Source organism: Sinorhizobium psoraleae (assembly GCF_013283645.1).
GTDB lineage: Bacteria > Pseudomonadota > Alphaproteobacteria > Rhizobiales > Rhizobiaceae > Sinorhizobium > Sinorhizobium psoraleae.
Map to the genome: position 1 here is coordinate 1,608,149 of NZ_JABEKV010000001.1, position 15,871 is coordinate 1,624,019.

At 57.1% G+C, this 15,871-nt stretch carries 25 protein-coding genes and 1 pseudogene; 12 read left to right on the forward strand and 14 right to left on the reverse strand.

The features are described 5' to 3' along the window. Window positions 1–28: 28 nt before the first annotated feature. Window positions 29–247 carry a hypothetical protein gene (locus ILFOPFJJ_RS07450; RefSeq protein ID WP_173509884.1) on the forward strand — a complete coding sequence of 73 codons (219 nt, stop codon included), beginning with the start codon at window positions 29–31 and terminating at the stop codon, window positions 245–247. Window positions 248–250: 3 nt separating this feature from the next. Here ILFOPFJJ_RS07450 and ILFOPFJJ_RS07455 read toward each other — a convergent pair whose 3' ends face one another. Together ILFOPFJJ_RS07455 and ILFOPFJJ_RS07460 are read right to left on the reverse strand one after the other, a co-directional pair. After that, entirely contained in the window at window positions 251–796 is a 546-nt protein-coding gene (locus ILFOPFJJ_RS07455) for a hypothetical protein (protein ID WP_173509885.1), read from the reverse strand. A gap of 105 nt (window positions 797–901) precedes the next feature. Then, complete coding sequence (locus ILFOPFJJ_RS07460) at window positions 902–1,126, reverse strand: hypothetical protein (RefSeq protein WP_173509886.1); 225 nt, start codon at window positions 1,124–1,126, stop codon at window positions 902–904. Window positions 1,127–1,503: 377 nt separating this feature from the next. On the opposite strand from ILFOPFJJ_RS07460, the gene ILFOPFJJ_RS07465 reads away from it, so the two are divergent. Continuing rightward, a complete protein-coding gene (locus ILFOPFJJ_RS07465) occupies window positions 1,504–2,814 on the forward strand; it encodes a calcium-binding protein (protein WP_246299486.1) in 1,311 nt (436 codons plus the stop codon). A 45-nt stretch (window positions 2,815–2,859) separates the two neighbouring features. Here the strand turns inward: ILFOPFJJ_RS07465 and ILFOPFJJ_RS34940 are convergent. Both ILFOPFJJ_RS34940 and ILFOPFJJ_RS07470 read right to left on the reverse strand, forming a co-directional pair. Next, window positions 2,860–3,067 (reverse strand): annotated as a pseudogene (locus ILFOPFJJ_RS34940) (hypothetical protein). Further along, window positions 3,064–3,234, reverse strand: coding sequence for a hypothetical protein (locus ILFOPFJJ_RS07470; protein ID WP_173509887.1), 171 nt, complete (start codon window positions 3,232–3,234; stop codon window positions 3,064–3,066). Before ILFOPFJJ_RS07470 ends, ILFOPFJJ_RS34940 begins: the two are co-directional and overlap by 4 nt. A gap of 204 nt (window positions 3,235–3,438) precedes the next feature. On the opposite strand from ILFOPFJJ_RS07470, the gene ILFOPFJJ_RS07475 reads away from it, so the two are divergent. The 5 genes from ILFOPFJJ_RS07475 to ILFOPFJJ_RS07495 all read left to right on the forward strand — a co-directional run bounded on the left by ILFOPFJJ_RS07475 (window position 3,439) and on the right by ILFOPFJJ_RS07495 (window position 7,283). After that, on the forward strand, window positions 3,439–4,365 hold the full coding sequence (locus ILFOPFJJ_RS07475; protein ID WP_173509888.1) for a glycoside hydrolase family protein: 927 nt from the start codon (window positions 3,439–3,441) through the stop codon (window positions 4,363–4,365). Window positions 4,366–4,671: 306 nt separating this feature from the next. After that, complete coding sequence (locus ILFOPFJJ_RS07480) at window positions 4,672–5,058, forward strand: hypothetical protein (protein WP_173509889.1); 387 nt, start codon at window positions 4,672–4,674, stop codon at window positions 5,056–5,058. Next, window positions 5,055–5,354: a hypothetical protein gene (locus ILFOPFJJ_RS07485; RefSeq protein WP_173509890.1), complete on the forward strand. Its 300-nt coding sequence runs from the start codon at window positions 5,055–5,057 to the stop codon at window positions 5,352–5,354. The genes ILFOPFJJ_RS07480 and ILFOPFJJ_RS07485 overlap by 4 nt, the downstream gene beginning before the upstream one ends. 358 nt (window positions 5,355–5,712) lie before the next feature. Then, complete coding sequence (locus tag ILFOPFJJ_RS07490; protein ID WP_173509891.1) at window positions 5,713–7,023, forward strand: HEPN domain-containing protein; 1,311 nt, start codon at window positions 5,713–5,715, stop codon at window positions 7,021–7,023. A gap of 29 nt (window positions 7,024–7,052) precedes the next feature. Beyond that, window positions 7,053–7,283 (forward strand): ATP dependent DNA ligase, encoded by a 231-nt coding sequence (locus ILFOPFJJ_RS07495; RefSeq protein WP_282438566.1) that lies wholly within the window; start codon window positions 7,053–7,055, stop codon window positions 7,281–7,283. Here ILFOPFJJ_RS07495 and ILFOPFJJ_RS07500 read toward each other — a convergent pair. The 8 genes from ILFOPFJJ_RS07500 to ILFOPFJJ_RS07535 form a co-directional block, all read right to left on the reverse strand. Next, window positions 7,269–8,132, reverse strand: a complete 864-nt coding sequence (locus ILFOPFJJ_RS07500) for a hypothetical protein (protein WP_173509893.1) — start codon at window positions 8,130–8,132, stop codon at window positions 7,269–7,271. The two genes, ILFOPFJJ_RS07495 and ILFOPFJJ_RS07500, sit on opposite strands and share 15 nt — an antisense overlap. A gap of 389 nt (window positions 8,133–8,521) precedes the next feature. Further along, window positions 8,522–8,875: a hypothetical protein gene (locus ILFOPFJJ_RS07505; protein ID WP_210267323.1), complete on the reverse strand. Its 354-nt coding sequence runs from the start codon at window positions 8,873–8,875 to the stop codon at window positions 8,522–8,524. Window positions 8,876–8,970: 95 nt separating this feature from the next. Next, window positions 8,971–9,474, reverse strand: coding sequence for a helix-turn-helix transcriptional regulator (locus ILFOPFJJ_RS07510; RefSeq protein ID WP_173508539.1), 504 nt, complete (start codon window positions 9,472–9,474; stop codon window positions 8,971–8,973). After that, window positions 9,467–9,766 carry a hypothetical protein gene (locus tag ILFOPFJJ_RS07515; protein WP_173509895.1) on the reverse strand — a complete coding sequence of 100 codons (300 nt, stop codon included), beginning with the start codon at window positions 9,764–9,766 and terminating at the stop codon, window positions 9,467–9,469. Before ILFOPFJJ_RS07515 ends, ILFOPFJJ_RS07510 begins: the two co-directional genes overlap by 8 nt. Continuing rightward, on the reverse strand, window positions 9,763–10,050 hold the full coding sequence (locus ILFOPFJJ_RS07520) for a helix-turn-helix domain-containing protein (RefSeq protein WP_173509896.1): 288 nt from the start codon (window positions 10,048–10,050) through the stop codon (window positions 9,763–9,765). The genes ILFOPFJJ_RS07515 and ILFOPFJJ_RS07520 overlap by 4 nt, the downstream gene beginning before the upstream one ends. Window positions 10,051–10,196: 146 nt before the next feature. After that, window positions 10,197–10,460, reverse strand: coding sequence for a hypothetical protein (locus ILFOPFJJ_RS07525; protein WP_173509897.1), 264 nt, complete (start codon window positions 10,458–10,460; stop codon window positions 10,197–10,199). Between the two features lie 71 nt (window positions 10,461–10,531). Beyond that, window positions 10,532–11,137 carry a BRCT domain-containing protein gene (locus ILFOPFJJ_RS07530; protein WP_173509898.1) on the reverse strand — a complete coding sequence of 202 codons (606 nt, stop codon included), beginning with the start codon at window positions 11,135–11,137 and terminating at the stop codon, window positions 10,532–10,534. 56 nt (window positions 11,138–11,193) lie between these two features. After that, window positions 11,194–11,457: a helix-turn-helix domain-containing protein gene (locus tag ILFOPFJJ_RS07535; RefSeq protein ID WP_173509899.1), complete on the reverse strand. Its 264-nt coding sequence runs from the start codon at window positions 11,455–11,457 to the stop codon at window positions 11,194–11,196. Window positions 11,458–11,539: 82 nt separating this feature from the next. On the opposite strand from ILFOPFJJ_RS07535, the gene ILFOPFJJ_RS07540 reads away from it, so the two are divergent. Beyond that, window positions 11,540–12,013, forward strand: a complete 474-nt coding sequence (locus ILFOPFJJ_RS07540) for a hypothetical protein (protein WP_173509900.1) — start codon at window positions 11,540–11,542, stop codon at window positions 12,011–12,013. Window positions 12,014–12,038: 25 nt separating this feature from the next. After that, window positions 12,039–12,308, forward strand: coding sequence for an HNH endonuclease (locus tag ILFOPFJJ_RS07545; protein ID WP_173509901.1), 270 nt, complete (start codon window positions 12,039–12,041; stop codon window positions 12,306–12,308). 157 nt (window positions 12,309–12,465) lie between these two features. On the opposite strand, the gene ILFOPFJJ_RS07550 is transcribed toward ILFOPFJJ_RS07545, so the two are convergent. Then, window positions 12,466–13,023, reverse strand: a complete 558-nt coding sequence (locus ILFOPFJJ_RS07550; protein WP_173509902.1) for a hypothetical protein — start codon at window positions 13,021–13,023, stop codon at window positions 12,466–12,468. Window positions 13,024–13,295: 272 nt separating this feature from the next. On the opposite strand from ILFOPFJJ_RS07550, the gene ILFOPFJJ_RS07555 reads away from it, so the two are divergent. Continuing rightward, window positions 13,296–13,610 carry a sunset domain-containing protein gene (locus tag ILFOPFJJ_RS07555; protein WP_173509903.1) on the forward strand — a complete coding sequence of 105 codons (315 nt, stop codon included), beginning with the start codon at window positions 13,296–13,298 and terminating at the stop codon, window positions 13,608–13,610. Further along, entirely contained in the window at window positions 13,589–13,933 is a 345-nt protein-coding gene (locus ILFOPFJJ_RS07560) for a hypothetical protein (RefSeq protein ID WP_173509904.1), read from the forward strand. The genes ILFOPFJJ_RS07555 and ILFOPFJJ_RS07560 overlap by 22 nt, the downstream gene beginning before the upstream one ends. Window positions 13,934–14,141: 208 nt before the next feature. On the opposite strand, the gene ILFOPFJJ_RS07565 is transcribed toward ILFOPFJJ_RS07560, so the two are convergent. Continuing rightward, window positions 14,142–14,846, reverse strand: a complete 705-nt coding sequence (locus tag ILFOPFJJ_RS07565) for a DUF899 family protein (RefSeq protein WP_173509905.1) — start codon at window positions 14,844–14,846, stop codon at window positions 14,142–14,144. Between the two features lie 210 nt (window positions 14,847–15,056). Between ILFOPFJJ_RS07565 and ILFOPFJJ_RS07570 the strand changes: the two genes are divergently transcribed. Then, the gene (locus tag ILFOPFJJ_RS07570; protein ID WP_173509906.1) at window positions 15,057–15,809 is read left to right on the forward strand and encodes a pyridoxine 5'-phosphate synthase; all 753 of its coding nucleotides are present in this window, start codon (window positions 15,057–15,059) and stop codon (window positions 15,807–15,809) included. Window positions 15,810–15,871 lie beyond the last annotated feature (62 nt).

Sequence of the window (15,871 nt, forward strand, 5' to 3'; positions counted from 1 at the left end):
CAATTAGTTTTTTAACGGAGAGCGCCACATGATTGAAAAGCAGAGTGTCGAATTTGATGCTGGCAGCTGGGGCAGGCGCGCGGCCCAGGAAATTGTTGACGAATACTCCAACGCTGCGGCTATCGACACGGCCTGTTACCGAGTATGTAGCTTCGTGGATGCGGCCGCAAAGCTTGCGTTGGCAGACAGTTCGGTAGCACTGCGAATTGGAGAGATGATGGATCCGCCCAGGTCCTTCGATCGCTAGAGATTACCGTGGCCTTGGCGGTTTAATGCGATCAGCGGCGGCCTTGATGGCTTGAACCTCGACAATGACGTGCTCGACGCAAAGACGGTTCCCAAGCCAATGCTTACCATCTTTGATAATCGTCGACGTAGCGTCTGCGGCTATGCCGGCATCTTCCCGAATGAATCTTTCCGGATGATGCCCGCCACCCGTGAGGTAGCCACCCTTTCCATACGCGTGTTCTACCATGTCACGAAGTTCTTTGCCCTCCTTCAGAAGATGACTGGCGCGACTGAAGGGGGGCTGGACTTCTGGAAATAGGTTCTGAGCGAGTTTCAAAACTCGGATGAGAACGCCCATAGATGTGACAAAGTGGTGCGCCGCCAACGTTGACTCGCGCATCAGGAACTCATGCTTCCGGACGCTCGCCTGCCAATCGACAGCCTCACTTGAGAACTCTTGGTCGAGCGCTGCGCTCGACAACAGATAGGCGTCCGCATTCCGCATGAACGCCCATAGCCAAAAGTTAAGTTCGTGCCAGTGCCGTCTTCTTGAATCTCCGAGATCCATTCGATTCCCCATGTGTGCGCCCCATATTCCCCCAATGCAAAGAAAGGACATCGGCGCACGGTCCATGGCGTTAGTACGTAGGCCCATCCTCTCCAGGCACATGTCCTAATTTGTTTCTGTGCCCTTCACACATTGTTCGCCCAGCTGAAGCACAGCATGATGGAGATCCAGCATCTCTGCTGGCTCGGCGCCTTCTGTCAGGAATTCTGTTGTCAACAGATCAGCCAATGTCTCGCCCATTGCCAAGTTGGTCACGGGCCCGTCGATCGTCAGGAAGTAGCGCCTGATGGCAGAATACTCGTCCATGGTCGTGTCGCGATGAACGGTCATTTCCATTCCGTCCTATAGGCAGGGCGGCTTAGTATTCGAATTCTTTGTCAGCTGGATGATAGTCGCGCCGGAAGTGGTCCTCCCAGGGGTCGAAACTCTTCTGCTCATCCGAGGAGTTCGGCTGGCGTTCATCATCGCCCTGCTTGTGCTCAAAATCCATCTTAAGAAGCCTCTAATAACCCGTGGCCTGCTCCTAGCTGGTTCGGAGTGCAGAGGCCACCCCGAAATTGGTGGCGGCTGCACGACATCCCTAATAAGTTGTGGAATTGCTACAGTGGGGCATGCCACTCAGGCGGCAAACGGACACACCCACGGAAGCCTCGTTGCCTGCAACCTAAAACTGTTCTATTCCTGCTGCACAGGGCAAGGGGGCATACATGGCAAAAATTACAGTGGCGTCGAACTACTCGCTCAATATGAGCGACTTCGATTTCAGCGCGATCTATTACGGGTCTTCGTATGTGCAGTCAGGAACGCTGTTCCGCGTCAACTACGGCGACGGAACGGTTGAGGAGTTTCGTGGCACTGGGTTCGCTTATAATGCCTATGGGGAGCCAATTGCGGGCACGGTGACGAGCTACGCTGCCTTTTATGGGGGCCAGCGGCTGTTTTACGTGGAAGGCGGAAGCGTCGCGGCGACTAAGATTGTTGCGGCGGCTAACACTTACAGCACGAGCGATGACCTTGGAGTAATCACCGAGGTCCTGAAGGGCAATGACTCAATCAGCGGCGGCAATCTCGCTGATGTGCTCTTGGCCTTTGACGGCAATGACATCATCAACGGGAACGGCGGAAACGACATCCTCTGGGGCTACGCCGGCAACGACACGATCATCGGTGGGACCGGAGGTGACGAGGTCAACGGCGGCACTGGAGTCGACACCGCCTCCTACGCGACCTCTACGAGAAACGTCGTCGCAAGCCTGGCGAACTCGGCAATCAACTCGAACGATGCCTTGGGCGACAAATACATCTCGATCGAGAACCTGACGGGTACCAATTACAACGATACACTGTATGGCAATGCCGGCGCCAACACACTGAGCGGCGGGGTAGGGAATGATGTCCTTGTCGGTGGTGCAGGCGCCGACGCACTCTACGGTAGCAGCGGCACGGACACCGTCTCCTACGCGACAGCGACGATCGGCGTGGTCGCCAATCTCACCAGCGTTGCGGCGAACACCAACGACGCCAAGGGCGATGTCTACTCTCTGGTCGAGAACCTCATCGGCACGAACTATACTGACAAGCTCTACGGTAACGCGAGTTCCAACGCGCTGACCGGCGGCTCGGGCAATGATGTGCTTGGCGGGTATAGCGGCAACGACCTCCTTTATGGCGGCGCGGGTCGTGATCTTCTCACCGGCGGCGTCGGCGCCGATCGGTTCGTCTTCAAGGCACTCTCCGAATCGGCCGGAGCATCGTTCGACTCGATCTACGACTTCATGCCTTCTGAACTGGACAAGATCGACCTATCGGCGATCGATGCCAGTACGAAATTAACGGGTAACCAAGCGTTCAGCTTTGTCGGCACGGCGGCGTTCAAGGGCGTTGCCGGGGAACTGCGTTACGACAAGCTCGCTTCTGATACCTACATCTACGCTGATGTGAATGGCGATAAGGTTGCCGATCTCAAGATCCACTTGGATGACGCTGTTACCCTGACGAAGGACTATTTCGTCCTCTGAGGCGACGAAAATGAAAAGCCCCGCTTCGGCGGGGTTTGCAGGAGCTCATTCTGGCCGCTGATATTGCGGCACCCATCCACGCGTTATACCGCGGCTCATGGCGGCCTCGGCGAGCGACATGCTCGCGCAAATGCCTGCAATCCAAAAGCAGCGTAGCGATGGTCGCGCGCGGATCTTCGTCATGCCAGGCGAGGGCGGCTTCCACTTCCCAGTCTAGATCCGTCGCCTGTTCTTTCTTCGCAGTCATAGTCATTGCAGGTTCAAACTCAGTTGCACGCCTCGGCTCGGCACTGGCAGCGGCTTGCTGGTGTCGATGCGGCCGAAGATCTCTTTTCTTCGCCGGGCCTCGCGTTCCCTTTTTGCACGCAATGATGCCAGGACAGACTGGGCGCGCTTAATAACCTCTTCGCTGCGATTCATGAGAACCTCCGTTGCGATGTTCTTATTTTGTTCTCATTTCGGAGCGCAGTCAAGAGTGGCGAGGCCCAGCGCGCGCGTGATCGGCGGGACTGCTAGGCCTCTAACCGCCGCGCCCCTGCGCGAGGCGGCTAAGTAAACTAACCACGGCCGACGTGAGGGGCCATTCGGCTCTTCGATCTAGCTCGAACACGGGAACCCCAAAACATGACCATCACGACCACGTCGCAGCGTGGGCGCGCTTTTTTGAGCGGCCACGAAGGAAACCCGCTGACTTGTTATCTCGATGCGGTTAGCGAGCCTACAATTGGGCGCGGCTTCACGATGCGCAGCGCCGCGGTGCGCGCGGCTTTGAAGAAAATTGGCATCACGAAGCTCGTGCCTGGAAAGACGAAGATTACGGCCGAGCAATCTGACCAAATCTTCGCCGCAGTGCTTGCCGACGAATTCGAGCCTGCCGTTGTCGCCGCGTCGCCAAAGAACCGCAGCCAAAACCAGATGGATGCCGCGGTCAGTGCAATCTACAACCTCGGCACTGGCGCGATGGATTGGACGTGGGCCGACCTTTGGCGCGCAGGCGACGTCAAAGGCGCCGCGGCCTATCTCGGCAGCCACTACAACAGGGCAGGCGGCAAGAAGTTGGCGGGTCTCGTGCGGCGCCGCAAGGAAGAGGCCGGACTGTTCCTGAATGGGCGGTACGCGTCAGTAGGCGGAGCAGTCAAGGAATCGACGGCCAAGCCGCCGAAGAAAGCTGACCCAGTCGTCAAGGAAGCGCAGGAAATTCTGTCCGCCAAGGGGTTCAATCCCGGCGCTATCGACGGCTGGATGGGCGAGAAAACGCGCGACGCTATCATCGCCTACCAGAAAGCCCATCCGCATCTCGAGGCCGACGGCATTCTCGGGCCAGCTACTTTGAGCCAGCTACGGCGCGACGCTGCAGCGCTGAAAGACGCGGCCACGAAGGGTGCCGGCTCCGCAGTAGGCAGCGGCATGCTGGCGTTCGCTGCCGGCTTGCCGTGGGGCTGGATTGCGGCGGGTTCGCTGGTTCTGGCGCTTGGCTACGTGGCTTGGAGAAACCGCGACATCATTCAACGCTGGTGGAACACCAGGCGCGGCAAGGAGGCGAAGGTCTAGTGCGGCGGACAGAGCTCACCGCCGCCTCCGAGAGCCTCGAGCGTCCTTCCGAAACTTGGCGAGCGATCGTCTGAGTTTCGTGATGCTCTGGGTCACATGCTCAACAATGAGCAAATGTTTCTCGTTCTCCAACTCAATGACACTCCCGCATCTTTTGCACGCGAGTTCATCGTTTGTCTTTACCCATTCGACCGTTTTGCTGATCTCGTGTCCACACTCGGGGCAGGGGATGTCGATCTCTTCATTTTCGAACATAGCAGCACTCAGGTTGAGTGCAGATAGCAACACAACCTAAATCGAGGCGCAATGCTTAGTCTCTTACTCAAATGGGTTACACACGGCCCGCTCGACCGTATCCTCACGTCCCTCGATAGGTCGATTGACAACGAAACTGAACGACAAAAGGTCGCTGGAGAGGCAATCGCCAAGTACATAGCGACTGAGGCCGAGACGCGCGCCACCGCGATGCAGTCGCGCGTGTTCTGGTACGTGTGGGCGCTATTCGCGGCACCTGTCGGCTTCTGGCTTGGCGCTATCTGCCTTGATAGCGTCTTCCTGTTCTACGGCCAGATCGCCGACCTGCCGCCGAGCGTGAAGCCTTACGCCACACAGATCATTGCGGCGGTGTTCGGCTCCGGCGCGGGCGTCGCAGGCGTTCAGTCGATCGCCGCGGCCATTCGGGGGCGTCGATGACCATCACCGCCGAGCTCGTAGGATTCATTATCATGGTGTTTGGCGCGGTTTCTGGCGTCTGGTGGCGGGTAGAAAGCAAGGTGAAAGTTGCGGAAGACAAGGCCGACAAGGCCGCTGCTGACCTAGCGCAACATCGCGTGCACTCCGCCGAAACGTTCGCCACCAAAGCAGGACTTCAAGAGAGCACGGCGCAATTGCTCCGCGCGATTGAAGGCGTTGGCAACAGAATCGACGGCGTTCACGAGCGGCTTGATCGTGTGTTTGAGAGCCGCGCTGGCCGCAGAACATCAACATAGAATGCCGCACAAGCGACGCCGGGTAACTTGTCAAAGTTGATCGCTTATCGCGTCGTACTCTTGCTGCGCCTTCCTGAGATCCCGATTAGCGGCGTCAACCAGCCCGCTATCTCCCTTTTGGACCTCGCGTTTGACGCGCTCATGTGCGTCTTGCAGTTTCCGAAACGCGCGATCCCACTCCTCGAACCGCGGATGATCCTCTATCGCCATATTTTTCTCTTTGCAGAATCGGTACGTTGCTCAGTCTCACGGCTAACGCTTTGCACGCACAGCTGGCGCCTGGCAAGGCGGCTGAAAGTTGGATCGTGCTATTTAATGGACCAACGTGATTCGGGATTTCGTTGCCTAGAGGGGAACAATGACGGAGCTAACGCAAAAACAATCGAGAGTTCTTCTTTCATATGCGGCTGCGATCTTCAAACCGAAATCCCTTATCGTCCCGCGTTCAATCGGGGATATTCCGAAAGATAAAACGTTATTGCGGGAACTGAGAACTGGAGCGGGGGAGACTATCTACCTGACTGACCACGGTCTTTCCAATTTCGAGAGAACAGTCGAGTTGATAGACAAATGCGATTATTTCGAGGGAAAGGCTGAATACTCTGACATCTGGGGTGCATGGAGGAAAGTAGTTGAGGGCTGGCTGGGCCGTCGGGAGATGCCTGAGAGCGCCAATGAAGTTCTGGATGCCGTCTCATCCTGTCTGAACCTCGAAATGCGATCCCATAATTTCCTGGTTCCGGTGTCTGGAGCCGTGTTGAACAAGGAGAGTTCATACCAAGTTGGGTCTATGACGATATTGCGTGACCCGGTTAGCTGGCTGGAGTCGGCCGGAGTTTCTTGCAACTCTTCAGAGATCACTTCGCTGCTCAAGGCAAGTGGCGGCAGGCTTTGGCTCCTGGGCTCCGCATATGGCACCGCCAAAGTGGCGCGACGTATGTTCTCCGAGTATGCTGCATTAACCATTGGTCTGCTGGCGATTGCGGCCGCCTCAAAATACGAACACGGCGCTGCGGGGTTCCGGATAAGTACTGGTATGACAGCCGAAGACGCTCTCGGGAGATCCGCATGGATGTCTTGGGACGAAACCGAAAAAGTTCTCACTACAAACTATACATTCCCTAGAGGTCAGCCCTTTGCGGTAGATGCTGAATTATCGCAAGACTCGGACGGGATGCAGATGATTCAACTTGCATTCTCAATCTTGGACAAAGCCGAAAAAACTGAAGTCGAAGTGGCGATAGGAAGGGCGGTATACTGGTTCTACGATGCGCATCGCGATTCCGCACTGGTCATGAGAATGGTAAAATACTGGAGCTGCGTAGAAGCGTTCTTCTCTCTCGAAAGAGAACGTATAACACACAGCGTTTCGTCTGGACTTGCAAGCATTCTGACATTTGGTGGGTTTAGATTTGTTGATGTAGATAAGTATAGCGAGACGAAGAAAAATATTAGCCAATTGTATGACTTGAGGTCGCAAGCTGTTCATCGAGGTGACCATCGGCATGTTACGGAAGAGAATGTCGCTCAGTTTAGCCAGTGGGTTGCTTGGATGATTATTGAAATAACTTCTTTGTCAGCCTGCGGATACACGACACTTCAGCAACTCAAGAGAGAGGTGGATCGCCTAGATAGCATCGCCCTGCCCACCCAAGATGGCAGAGCTTAGGCACCGAACGGCGGGCTGCCTGTGCGTTTATGGCGCATGGCCAGAGCATGTTCGAAAAGGCCACCTCCAGAGCCGCCAGATCCGATGCCAGCGCGCGTCGACCCCTTCGGAAGAATGCCGTCTTCACCGAGCCACTGCTCATCGCCGATGTCGAGTATCGTGCCTGGACCGATGATTGGAAGCTGCGGCACGCGTCATTCAAAAGGGGGAGGGAGGATGATGCCGCGGTATTTGAATTGTTACTATCAGGACGGAGGTAAAACGCGGAATAACAAAGTCAATCTATCGTCTATACCTGCAGAGCGGTGCCAGTCTCTATCGGAAACTACCTCGAAAGTGAGCTCCAGTTGCTCACCGACGTGTACATTCTCGATCGGCACGACCGCTTTGGTGCCACTGTGCTTGTCGTACCCGTAAAGCGTCCAAGAAACCTCATACCCACTGCGATCGAATGTCTGATCGACCTCGACCTCGGCGACGAGGGTTTCTCCCGGATACAAATCTCCCCGACCGTGGCGTCGCCAATCGATGTTGCGCGTTGATATGTCTGTAGGGACGCCCTCAAGTCTGCTTTCGTTACCCAGGCTGTCGATGTATCTGACGAACATCGGAACGTCATATTGGCGAGCCATACTCTGCTCCCGAAAGAAGGCTTTGACGGCGTCTGAAAGATCGTTTGTGTAGCATATGGCCTGCTCGAGTTGTCGAACACTACACGGCCTGCCATGCTGAAGATCATTTCTAATCGCAATCAGACGATCCAGGAATAATTCGCACTGCTCTCTGCCCAATGGATATGCACTGTGCAGTGCCGGCCTAAAATGCTGCCCCCAACGATCGACGTGGCAGATAATTTTCTTCGTCTGTTCGAAAGATGTGGCGTCGACTTCACGAGCATACCTTGCTGGATCGGACGCTATTTTCACCTTAAGCTTTTCGGTTTCAGGCTTTTTGAGAATGCCGCCGGTTGTCAAATAACTGGCGCCGCGTGCAGCGTGCAATTGATGGTGAATCAGCTTCCTGAGCCAGCTCTCGGCCGCGTCAACGTATCTACGCGCGACGGTTGTTCGTCCAGCATCATCAAGGCTATTGGCTGCGACTATATCCATTAGGGCAGCTCCGTGATGCCGCATCGGACCGCCTGTGGTTGAGCGGCCCTGCCCCCCAACAAGACCTTGCTGCGATTATCCTCTCCAGCCCAAGGCGCGGCAGCGAGCTTCTGCAGCCTTCTGTGCATCGCCGAGGCCGGCATATTTCCCGGGAAGGTCATACTTCTGCCCACGGAACACGAATGAGGCGTTTCCGGTAATCCGATCAAGAGTGACAGCGGGCGTTTCATTGCGGGGGTCAATTTCGCGATTCATCATGGTCAGCTTTCCAAAACGGTCTCGCAAGATTAAGCATGCCGAGATCCGCCGCTCAAGCGGCTTAGGCGAGCCAAAACGAAACTGTACTCGCCGGTTGGCCGCGACTGCGCCGACAGTATCGTTAGAAGCCGCTACACCTTCGGCTCCAACGCAGGGCACTCAAACCAGAACTCGAAAAGCGGCTTCTGAAGGAGATAACCGCGCGTGATCTTACAGCCGCCGCGGCCGGTATTCGCCAGGTGCTGCTGCGCGGCTGCTTCGAGCCGTTTTTCCGGCGTCATTGTGTCGGCCAATCCAAGCGTTGCGCCTTGGGCGGCGCCGATAGCCATTGTTGTGCCGAGGCTCGGTGCGACCATCAGGGAATTGTCAGTTTTGTGCTCGTAAACGCGGTAGGTGTCGTCGGCCATCTTCACGTGATGGACGGGAAATTTATACGTGTTCATGCGCGACAGGCTTTCGGTCGTGGCGCACGAAGACACGCTCACGGCTACGGCTACCGCTCCTAGAATTTTGAAATACATGAATCGCCCCTAGATTGTTGCCGAAGTGAATGTTGATCGACTTTGGGTGGTGGTCAAGATCAGGTGACATGTGGCGCCAACCACTGCTCGAGCCTGGCGGATTCTTCCTGGCCAAGCCTTGTCACGGCGTATCGTTGTTGGGCCGCGCCGTCGGTTCCGACGCACTCGACAACGCCGACCCTCACCAGCTTGTCGATCGTCCGCTGTCCTGCGCCGCGGATCTGATCGATTGTGTCAGATTCCGGGTGTGCAGCCATAAACATTAGAACGCGGCGAGGTGCTTCACGCAGGCTTACTTGAGGGGCGAACGCCTCGCGAGCTTCGCGCTTCTTGTCACGCTCCCGACGCCATCTTTGCAAGCCAGTTTCAGCCTGCTTCTCGCGAACATCGAGCCCGCTGATCTCGTCGAGCTTCGCATCGATCGCGCGCTTGTCCCATTTTCGCGTGCCGGGAATAGGTGGCGGCATCTTGTGGCTGGCCACCCACATGGAGAAGCAGGTGGGGGAGATGCCGCAGTATTCGGCCGCTTCCTTGCGGCCGATGAGGCGAGGGGAGTCATTCATCGGCAGGCCTCCTGGTGCGACGCCGAGACTTCCAGAGGCCCATGTTCTCCTTCCCGTCGGGCGCGGCGGCTGCAAAGCCAGCAGTGATGCCAAAGTATCCGTCGTAGAATTTTCGCACGAGCGGCACTGGTCGGCCGTCGTGCAGTGGATCGATTCGCGGAAATCCCTTCTTCTCAAGCTGCGGAATAACCGCCTTCACCCACATGGAAGCGCGATCTTTGCCAACGATAGCCACAGCCAATTGCTGGTCGGTGGCGAACAGCGGAAGTTGGGAGAGGAGATCGGAGCTCATTGCCGGCGCCGCTTCTTTGTGGTGAGCCGCAGTAGGCTTTCGTAGCTTCTATCGGACAGAAACCCCTTCACGTTCACCGCGCGCCCTTGGGAACTAGTCGGCATTGCTCGCTGAGCCTGCCAGATGTCGAGCAGATCGCGCTCGCTGAAGAAATAGTCGCGACCGATCACCGAGCACGATCCCAGATCGCGCCCAAGCTTGATCATCGTGCGCCGGGTCACGCGCAGACGTTCTGCGGCTTCATCAGTCGTGTAGATTTTGTCGAGTGGAATCGTTGGCGCCATAGCCACCCCTCTCACAAGCTTCAACTTTGCCGCCAACAAAATGCCGTTGGCAGGTTCGCCCTTTTTGTGGTGAGAGGCCGGGTCGCCTATGCGGATTGGTGGGCCGCAAACTGGAAGCTATGGGGGTGAGATTGCGCGGTCAAGCGTCAATGCAACTTTTGCACCGGCTCGTCTAGGAAGCTTCGGATGCCGTCACGCTGAACGGTGGCCAGGAATTCTTCGAAGGCGTCTCGGTCAGTATCGAACGAGTCATTCCAAACCGTCGTATTTCCTTCCGCGTCCAACACTTCGAGCGTCCAGTCGAGGTTTGTGCCGGCAGGCCGGTAAATTCGCAGAAAGACGGTTACGTCATCATCAACGAACTCGCCGGAAAGTTCTGAGAATTCAAATTGCTGATCGCTGTCCGTCATTGTGCCTTATACCACGCCCCGCAGTGAGGGAGGAGCAGCACTGGGACAATATTTTCCACTGCTACTGACACTCAGAGATGCTTGACCCAATGCTCTTCGGAAACGATCGAGATCGACAGCCCCTTGGACCTAAACTCGCACGCATTCATGATCTTGTGACCGAACGACGAGTGCTTCCACGAATCTGTCGCGTAGACACCAATCACCAATACGTCAGTCTTCCGATTGAGACCGCCAACACTGGCCCCTCGATCGACCACGGCCTTCTCGCAGTGCTTTCGTTGGCCGTAATTGAACGTGCCAGTGAAGCAGTATTGCTTGCCTTCGAATGTGAGCGTCGGCGCTGGGCTGCACAGCGGCAGCGTGGTCGCCTTGAGTGTTTCGCCGAGCTCGAAGTCGCGGTTTGAGAAGCGATTCAGCGTATCCAGCAGTTCCGCTTTCTCATCTTCATCGGCGACACCGTCGGCAAGAATCTCGTTCACTCGTCGATAGAGAGTGCGAAGAATAGGCTGGTCGCTGATGTCACTGTTCGCGACAAGCCATTTCTGAAGAAACTCTACTTCGGCCTGATTTATGTTGCCGTCTGCCGCCAAGCCGCGCGCGATGCCAATCAGTTCGTCGACCTGCCGGCTCGTAATCCTATCGCCACCAAGAATGTTGTGGTGTTGATTCGTCATCTCTGCCCCTCCTGCTGCGCCCCGTGCAGGAAATCAGAAACTCAACTCAAAGTCGACTAGCTCTTCTTTTGTAGCCTGACGCCAGGGCCGCCGTCGCCGGAATAGGGGCCGTCAAGGAATAAGACGCCGTGCTCATAAAGCACGCGTACGACCGCAGCGATATTGTTGGCCATGCCAGTGAGCGGCCCTTCACTCGCCTCCATGCGACGAAGAGTCGGTGCGGAAATGTTGGCCAAGGCGGCCAAATCGGCTTGTCCCAATCCGGTCAGAGCACGCGCAGCAGCTAGTTGTCGGCCAGTGATTTGATTAATTTCGCTCATTGTGATTATTTCCGCTTGACAAAGGGCTCATTGTGATCGATTTTTACATCATTGAGCGATTTTAATCAACGAGGAGCCCACCATGAACGTTCATCTGCGTACCGAAGAGTTCAAACCCAACAGAACGGCCTTGCCGCGCCGGTTGGTCGGCAGAAGACCGGTTATCGACATGCAGGTCGTAGCGAATGATTACGACGGCGAGGAATTCGTCGATTTTGATTACGTGGACATCGACGGCATTAAGGGGTTCAACACACCTGCGGCGATCGCCGAGCACATGAAGAACGTAGCGACGCCGCATCGCTTTGAAGTCGGCGATCTGATTGACCTGCATTTCACACGGCGCGGCCATTTCGAAGCCATTGTTTTGGAGCGCCACCTTTTGTCGCCTGGCCCGAACGGAGGGCGCGCGGTGACTTTGCTGTTCGTTGATGACGGGCCACTCACCATCACGGTCTCGGAAGGAAACAAGAAACTGCTTCAGCGCGGGTATTGGACCGCGGAAGAGGTGGCGTTGTATCTCGCGGCTCGCGCCCGCCGCCGCGCCAACCTGTGAAGGCGGCGACCAATCGGAGGCGGTGATGGACACGCGCGCAGGAAGGTACTTCAAGTGGCTTCTATTCTGGCAGCAGCAAGGGCGCTGCTGCTACTGCGGCGAGCACGTCGTACTGACGTACCGGCCATATGAGGGCGCGCGGCCATATGCGGCCACACTGGAACACCTGCGCCGCCGTGCAGATGGGGGTACTGACCATCCATCGAATTTAGCTATGTCGTGCAAGCGCTGCAATAATACGCGCGGCCAGCGTGACTGGCTTAGCTACGCGTCCTGGCGACGTGATGAGTTTTAGAATTCTAGAGTCACCTATGGCCGGCGCGGTCACCACCTGCGCCCACACCAGCAGCGCGCCGGCCGGTTGTTCCAAACACCAAGCCCACCACAGTGCACCGCCGGTCCCAGCAGCCGGCGGGGCCCGTCCATCATCGTGGCGGACCTTTTGGACAACCTCAAATTCGGCGAATGATGCGCGCTATCTGGTCTTCTTCCTCGTAACCTGTGACGAGGTTCCAACCAGCCATTATGCTCCAAAACAAACGAAGCAGCATTTTGTCGTCGTCGTAGTCTTCCGACCTTGGGTCATGGGAGGCGATCGCTTTGGTCAAACGGTGGAGAAAGTCGAATGATTTCTGATCGGCTACATCGGTGTTGTTAAGAACGTAGAGCATGTCGTCCCGTAACATCGACATTATTGCAAATAGTTCACGGCGATGATGCGGCTCTAATCCATTCGCGACGTCGTGCCATAAGTCGCCGTGAACTTTCGAGCTCGGCTGTCTAAAATGCTCACGAAAAGCCTTTTGTGGAAGTAGCTCCTCCACCATGTCGGGATCAACCGAACGCTGGCCTGATGCAAACAGGAATTGGTATGTCGCATCTCGGCGGAACGCTTCGTAGCTTGCGAGGAGATAATTGCGCAGCCTTTTACGCTTCGCGATCTCAGGCACCTTCACCAACAACCAGTAGAAGCCGACGCTGACGGCCGCTCCAAGGCCGATCTCGTACATGAGGTTATTCCAGAACGCGGCGTTTGGTGAGTAAGAGCACGCTGATAAACGGGTGCACAGCGCCTCTCTCGCAAGAGGGTCCGGATTAGCAAGCACAATGGCCGCCACCCCAGTTGCGAAAACAAGCGGAAGCGTCCAGTCGATAAGCCTTGGCACCACAAACCCTCACGAATCGGCAGACTAAATACTAACGCACTAGCCCAAATGTGCAGCTTTAGCGAATAGAACGTCTGGATTACGATCACAGCGCGAAACCTGCGTGGAGAGCGGGAATGCGCTATCGTTCGAGCTATCAGCGTCCAAAGCGGCTGTCGATCCTATCGTTCCCAGGCCTGTTGATCGGCGCGGTAGCCGTTGGTGCGGCCGGTGGCATGACAGCATCGGACTTGATCGCCTCATTGGGCGGCGGCACAGGCGGAACCTGCAACATCAAGGGCAACGTAAGCATCAACACCGGAGAGCGGATATTCCACGTTCCTGGCCAGCGGTATTACTCGCAGACGAAAATCAGCCCGCAATACGGGGAGCGCTGGTTCTGTTCGGAGTTCGAAGCCTGGGCGGCTGGTTGGCGCAAGTCGAAAGTGTGAAAAGCATGGTAGCGGCCGAAACGCCTGACCCAAATGCGCCAATGCGTCTCAAGGACATCATACCGATTGCATTCCCGCACGGCGGCATTTCCCCCGCAGGACTTCGCCGAGAGGCTAGGCGTGGCCGACTCAAGCTTATGCGCATCGCTGGCAAGGACTTCACAACCCTGGCAGCGATCGAAGAAATGCAACGGCTGTGTGTTGTGGAACCGGAAAGCAATGCAGCCCCGGTGCATCCCGATGATCAATCGAAAGCGGCATTGGCGGCGGCGCTTGCGATGGCAAAGGAACTGAGGGAAACCGGAAAGATATCCAAACGCTGAGTCTGGCCGAATTTTTAGCGGCGAGGCCCAAGCAGGAGCTCTGCGGCAGGCAATCTGGAGGGAGATTGACGGGACCGTTGGTGGAACAAATTGTTCCACCAACGACCTAAGGTCAGACGGTCGCTCGCAAGGGCGGCGTCTTTTTGTTTAGGAGCGCTATTAGGGATTAACCCAACGCTTTCAATAATTACTATGTAATTTCAATATGTTACGGCCTCGAATGGTAGTCGAGCTCCGGATACCAGTCCTTGCCGCGGCCTTCCGGCGTGGTATCGAGAAGGGTCCAAAGCGGGTCGAGGTCCGGCGCCCCGCGCGGGTCCTGGCCGGGATCGGCCATCTTTCCATTCATTTCGCCGCTCCAGAAATGCCGGATGGTGCCGTCGCGGCGGGTGAAGACCGTGTAGCCCGGGACATCAGCGTCGTCGGCGCTGACATAGTCGCGGGTGAAGGCCCCGTCTCCGTCGGAATAGACCTTCAGTTGAGTCCAGCCGCGCGCCTTCTTGGCCTCCGCCAGCCGCTCGATCGGCGAGCGGGCGACCAGGGCGAGCGCCACGCGCTGCTCGATATCAGGCACCTTGCCTTCCCATGCTCCCATCAAAGAGGTGCACATGGGGCAGGGTTTTTCGCGCTTCGGACCGAACATGTAGCTGTAGATGACGAGCGTGTCCTTGTCGCCGAAAAGGTCGGCGAGGGTGACGGGCCCGTTCTCGCCCACGAAACGATATTCCCTGGTGACTTCGCCGCCGGACGGCAACTGCCGGCGCAAGTCGGCCACGCGCTCGATATGGCGCCTGAGTTCGATTTCCTCCGCAAGAAGCGCGTTGCGCGCCCGCCGATACTCCGCGCTTTCGTTGGGAAAACTGGCGTGATTCCGTGCCGCCAGTTCCTGCGCCGGGATGAGTGTGGTCGTCATGATCGCTCTCCTCTCGCTCTCTGCGATTTATCTTCATCCTGCCTCGAGTAGACTAAAAACGTTGATATCAACATAAACCACCCATGTCAAAACGCCTTGCGCTTGTCGAAACGCGCGGACGAAACCTGCAAAACGGCGATTCCGGTTTTTTAAAATCTGCGGTAGAACAGGGCACCGATGATGTTGCCCCGCCTCTCTGAAAGTTTCGACATGCCCGCAAAACTGTCCGTGAATCTCAATGCCGTCGCGATGTTGCGCAACCGGCGCGATCTTCCGTGGCCGTCCGTCACCGGCCTCGGCCGCATCGCACTTCAGGCGGGGGCGAGCGGGTTGACCGTGCACCCGCGCCCGGACCAGCGCCACATCCGGTTCTCCGACCTGCAGCCGATCCGCAACCTGATCGACGACGAGTTTCCGCAGGCGGAATTCAACATGGAAGGCTTTCCGAACGAGGACTTTCTTCAGTTGGTCGAGCGGCACGAGCCGGAGCAGGTCACGTTGGTGCCGGACGATCCGGCGCAGGCGACCTCCGATCACGGCTGGGATTTTCGCAAGAACCACAACCTGCTCGGACATGTGGTCGGGCGGCTGAAGAAAAAGGGCTTCCGCGTCTCGCTGTTCGCTGATGGCGATCCGGATCCGGAGGCGCTGAAGATCGCCAAGGAGACCGGGGCGGACCGGATCGAGCTTTACACCGGTCCGTATGGCGGCTGCTACGATGATCCCGAGAAGGCCGAACGGATCGCCGGCGAACTCGGCCGCACGGCGGAGATCGCGTTCGGCCTCGGCCTCGCCGTCAATGCCGGCCACGACCTGACCGTCGCCAACCTGCCGCTCTTGGCAAAGCACATCCCCGCGCTCGCGGAGGTCTCGATCGGCCATGCGCTGACGGCGGATGCGCTGGAATACGGCATGGCCGAAACCGTGCGCCGCTTCCGCCGCGCCTGCGGCGAGGCGGTCTAGGCCCTAAGAACGAAACTCGTTCGGCCGTGCTTGCACGCATGCTTGATCCATGCAATATCCAT

Excerpts from the sequence above, each read along its gene's own strand:
- ILFOPFJJ_RS07450 (WP_173509884.1), top strand. The coding sequence starts at position 29 with ATGATTGAAAAGCAGAGTGTCGAATTTGATGCTGGCAGCTGGGGCAGG.
- ILFOPFJJ_RS07525 (WP_173509897.1), bottom strand. The coding sequence starts at position 10,460 with ATGACGGACAGCGATCAGCAATTTGAATTCTCAGAACTTTCCGGCGAG.
- ILFOPFJJ_RS07540 (WP_173509900.1), top strand. The coding sequence starts at position 11,540 with ATGAACGTTCATCTGCGTACCGAAGAGTTCAAACCCAACAGAACGGCC.
- ILFOPFJJ_RS07535 (WP_173509899.1), bottom strand. The coding sequence starts at position 11,457 with ATGAGCGAAATTAATCAAATCACTGGCCGACAACTAGCTGCTGCGCGT.
- ILFOPFJJ_RS07545 (WP_173509901.1), top strand. The coding sequence starts at position 12,039 with ATGGACACGCGCGCAGGAAGGTACTTCAAGTGGCTTCTATTCTGGCAG.
- ILFOPFJJ_RS07465 (WP_246299486.1), top strand. The coding sequence starts at position 1,504 with ATGGCAAAAATTACAGTGGCGTCGAACTACTCGCTCAATATGAGCGAC.
- ILFOPFJJ_RS07520 (WP_173509896.1), bottom strand. The coding sequence starts at position 10,050 with ATGGCGCCAACGATTCCACTCGACAAAATCTACACGACTGATGAAGCC.
- ILFOPFJJ_RS07515 (WP_173509895.1), bottom strand. The coding sequence starts at position 9,766 with ATGAGCTCCGATCTCCTCTCCCAACTTCCGCTGTTCGCCACCGACCAG.
- ILFOPFJJ_RS07470 (WP_173509887.1), bottom strand. The coding sequence starts at position 3,234 with ATGAATCGCAGCGAAGAGGTTATTAAGCGCGCCCAGTCTGTCCTGGCA.
- ILFOPFJJ_RS07490 (WP_173509891.1), top strand. The coding sequence starts at position 5,713 with ATGACGGAGCTAACGCAAAAACAATCGAGAGTTCTTCTTTCATATGCG.
- ILFOPFJJ_RS07565 (WP_173509905.1), bottom strand. The coding sequence starts at position 14,846 with ATGACGACCACACTCATCCCGGCGCAGGAACTGGCGGCACGGAATCAC.
- ILFOPFJJ_RS07455 (WP_173509885.1), bottom strand. The coding sequence starts at position 796 with ATGGATCTCGGAGATTCAAGAAGACGGCACTGGCACGAACTTAACTTT.
- ILFOPFJJ_RS07485 (WP_173509890.1), top strand. The coding sequence starts at position 5,055 with ATGACCATCACCGCCGAGCTCGTAGGATTCATTATCATGGTGTTTGGC.
- ILFOPFJJ_RS07550 (WP_173509902.1), bottom strand. The coding sequence starts at position 13,023 with ATGTACGAGATCGGCCTTGGAGCGGCCGTCAGCGTCGGCTTCTACTGG.
- ILFOPFJJ_RS07530 (WP_173509898.1), bottom strand. The coding sequence starts at position 11,137 with ATGACGAATCAACACCACAACATTCTTGGTGGCGATAGGATTACGAGC.
- ILFOPFJJ_RS07475 (WP_173509888.1), top strand. The coding sequence starts at position 3,439 with ATGACCATCACGACCACGTCGCAGCGTGGGCGCGCTTTTTTGAGCGGC.
- ILFOPFJJ_RS07500 (WP_173509893.1), bottom strand. The coding sequence starts at position 8,132 with ATGGATATAGTCGCAGCCAATAGCCTTGATGATGCTGGACGAACAACC.
- ILFOPFJJ_RS07480 (WP_173509889.1), top strand. The coding sequence starts at position 4,672 with ATGCTTAGTCTCTTACTCAAATGGGTTACACACGGCCCGCTCGACCGT.
- ILFOPFJJ_RS07570 (WP_173509906.1), top strand. The coding sequence starts at position 15,057 with ATGCCCGCAAAACTGTCCGTGAATCTCAATGCCGTCGCGATGTTGCGC.
- ILFOPFJJ_RS07460 (WP_173509886.1), bottom strand. The coding sequence starts at position 1,126 with ATGACCGTTCATCGCGACACGACCATGGACGAGTATTCTGCCATCAGG.
- ILFOPFJJ_RS07510 (WP_173508539.1), bottom strand. The coding sequence starts at position 9,474 with ATGAATGACTCCCCTCGCCTCATCGGCCGCAAGGAAGCGGCCGAATAC.
- ILFOPFJJ_RS07555 (WP_173509903.1), top strand. The coding sequence starts at position 13,296 with ATGCGCTATCGTTCGAGCTATCAGCGTCCAAAGCGGCTGTCGATCCTA.
- ILFOPFJJ_RS07495 (WP_282438566.1), top strand. The coding sequence starts at position 7,053 with ATGGCGCATGGCCAGAGCATGTTCGAAAAGGCCACCTCCAGAGCCGCC.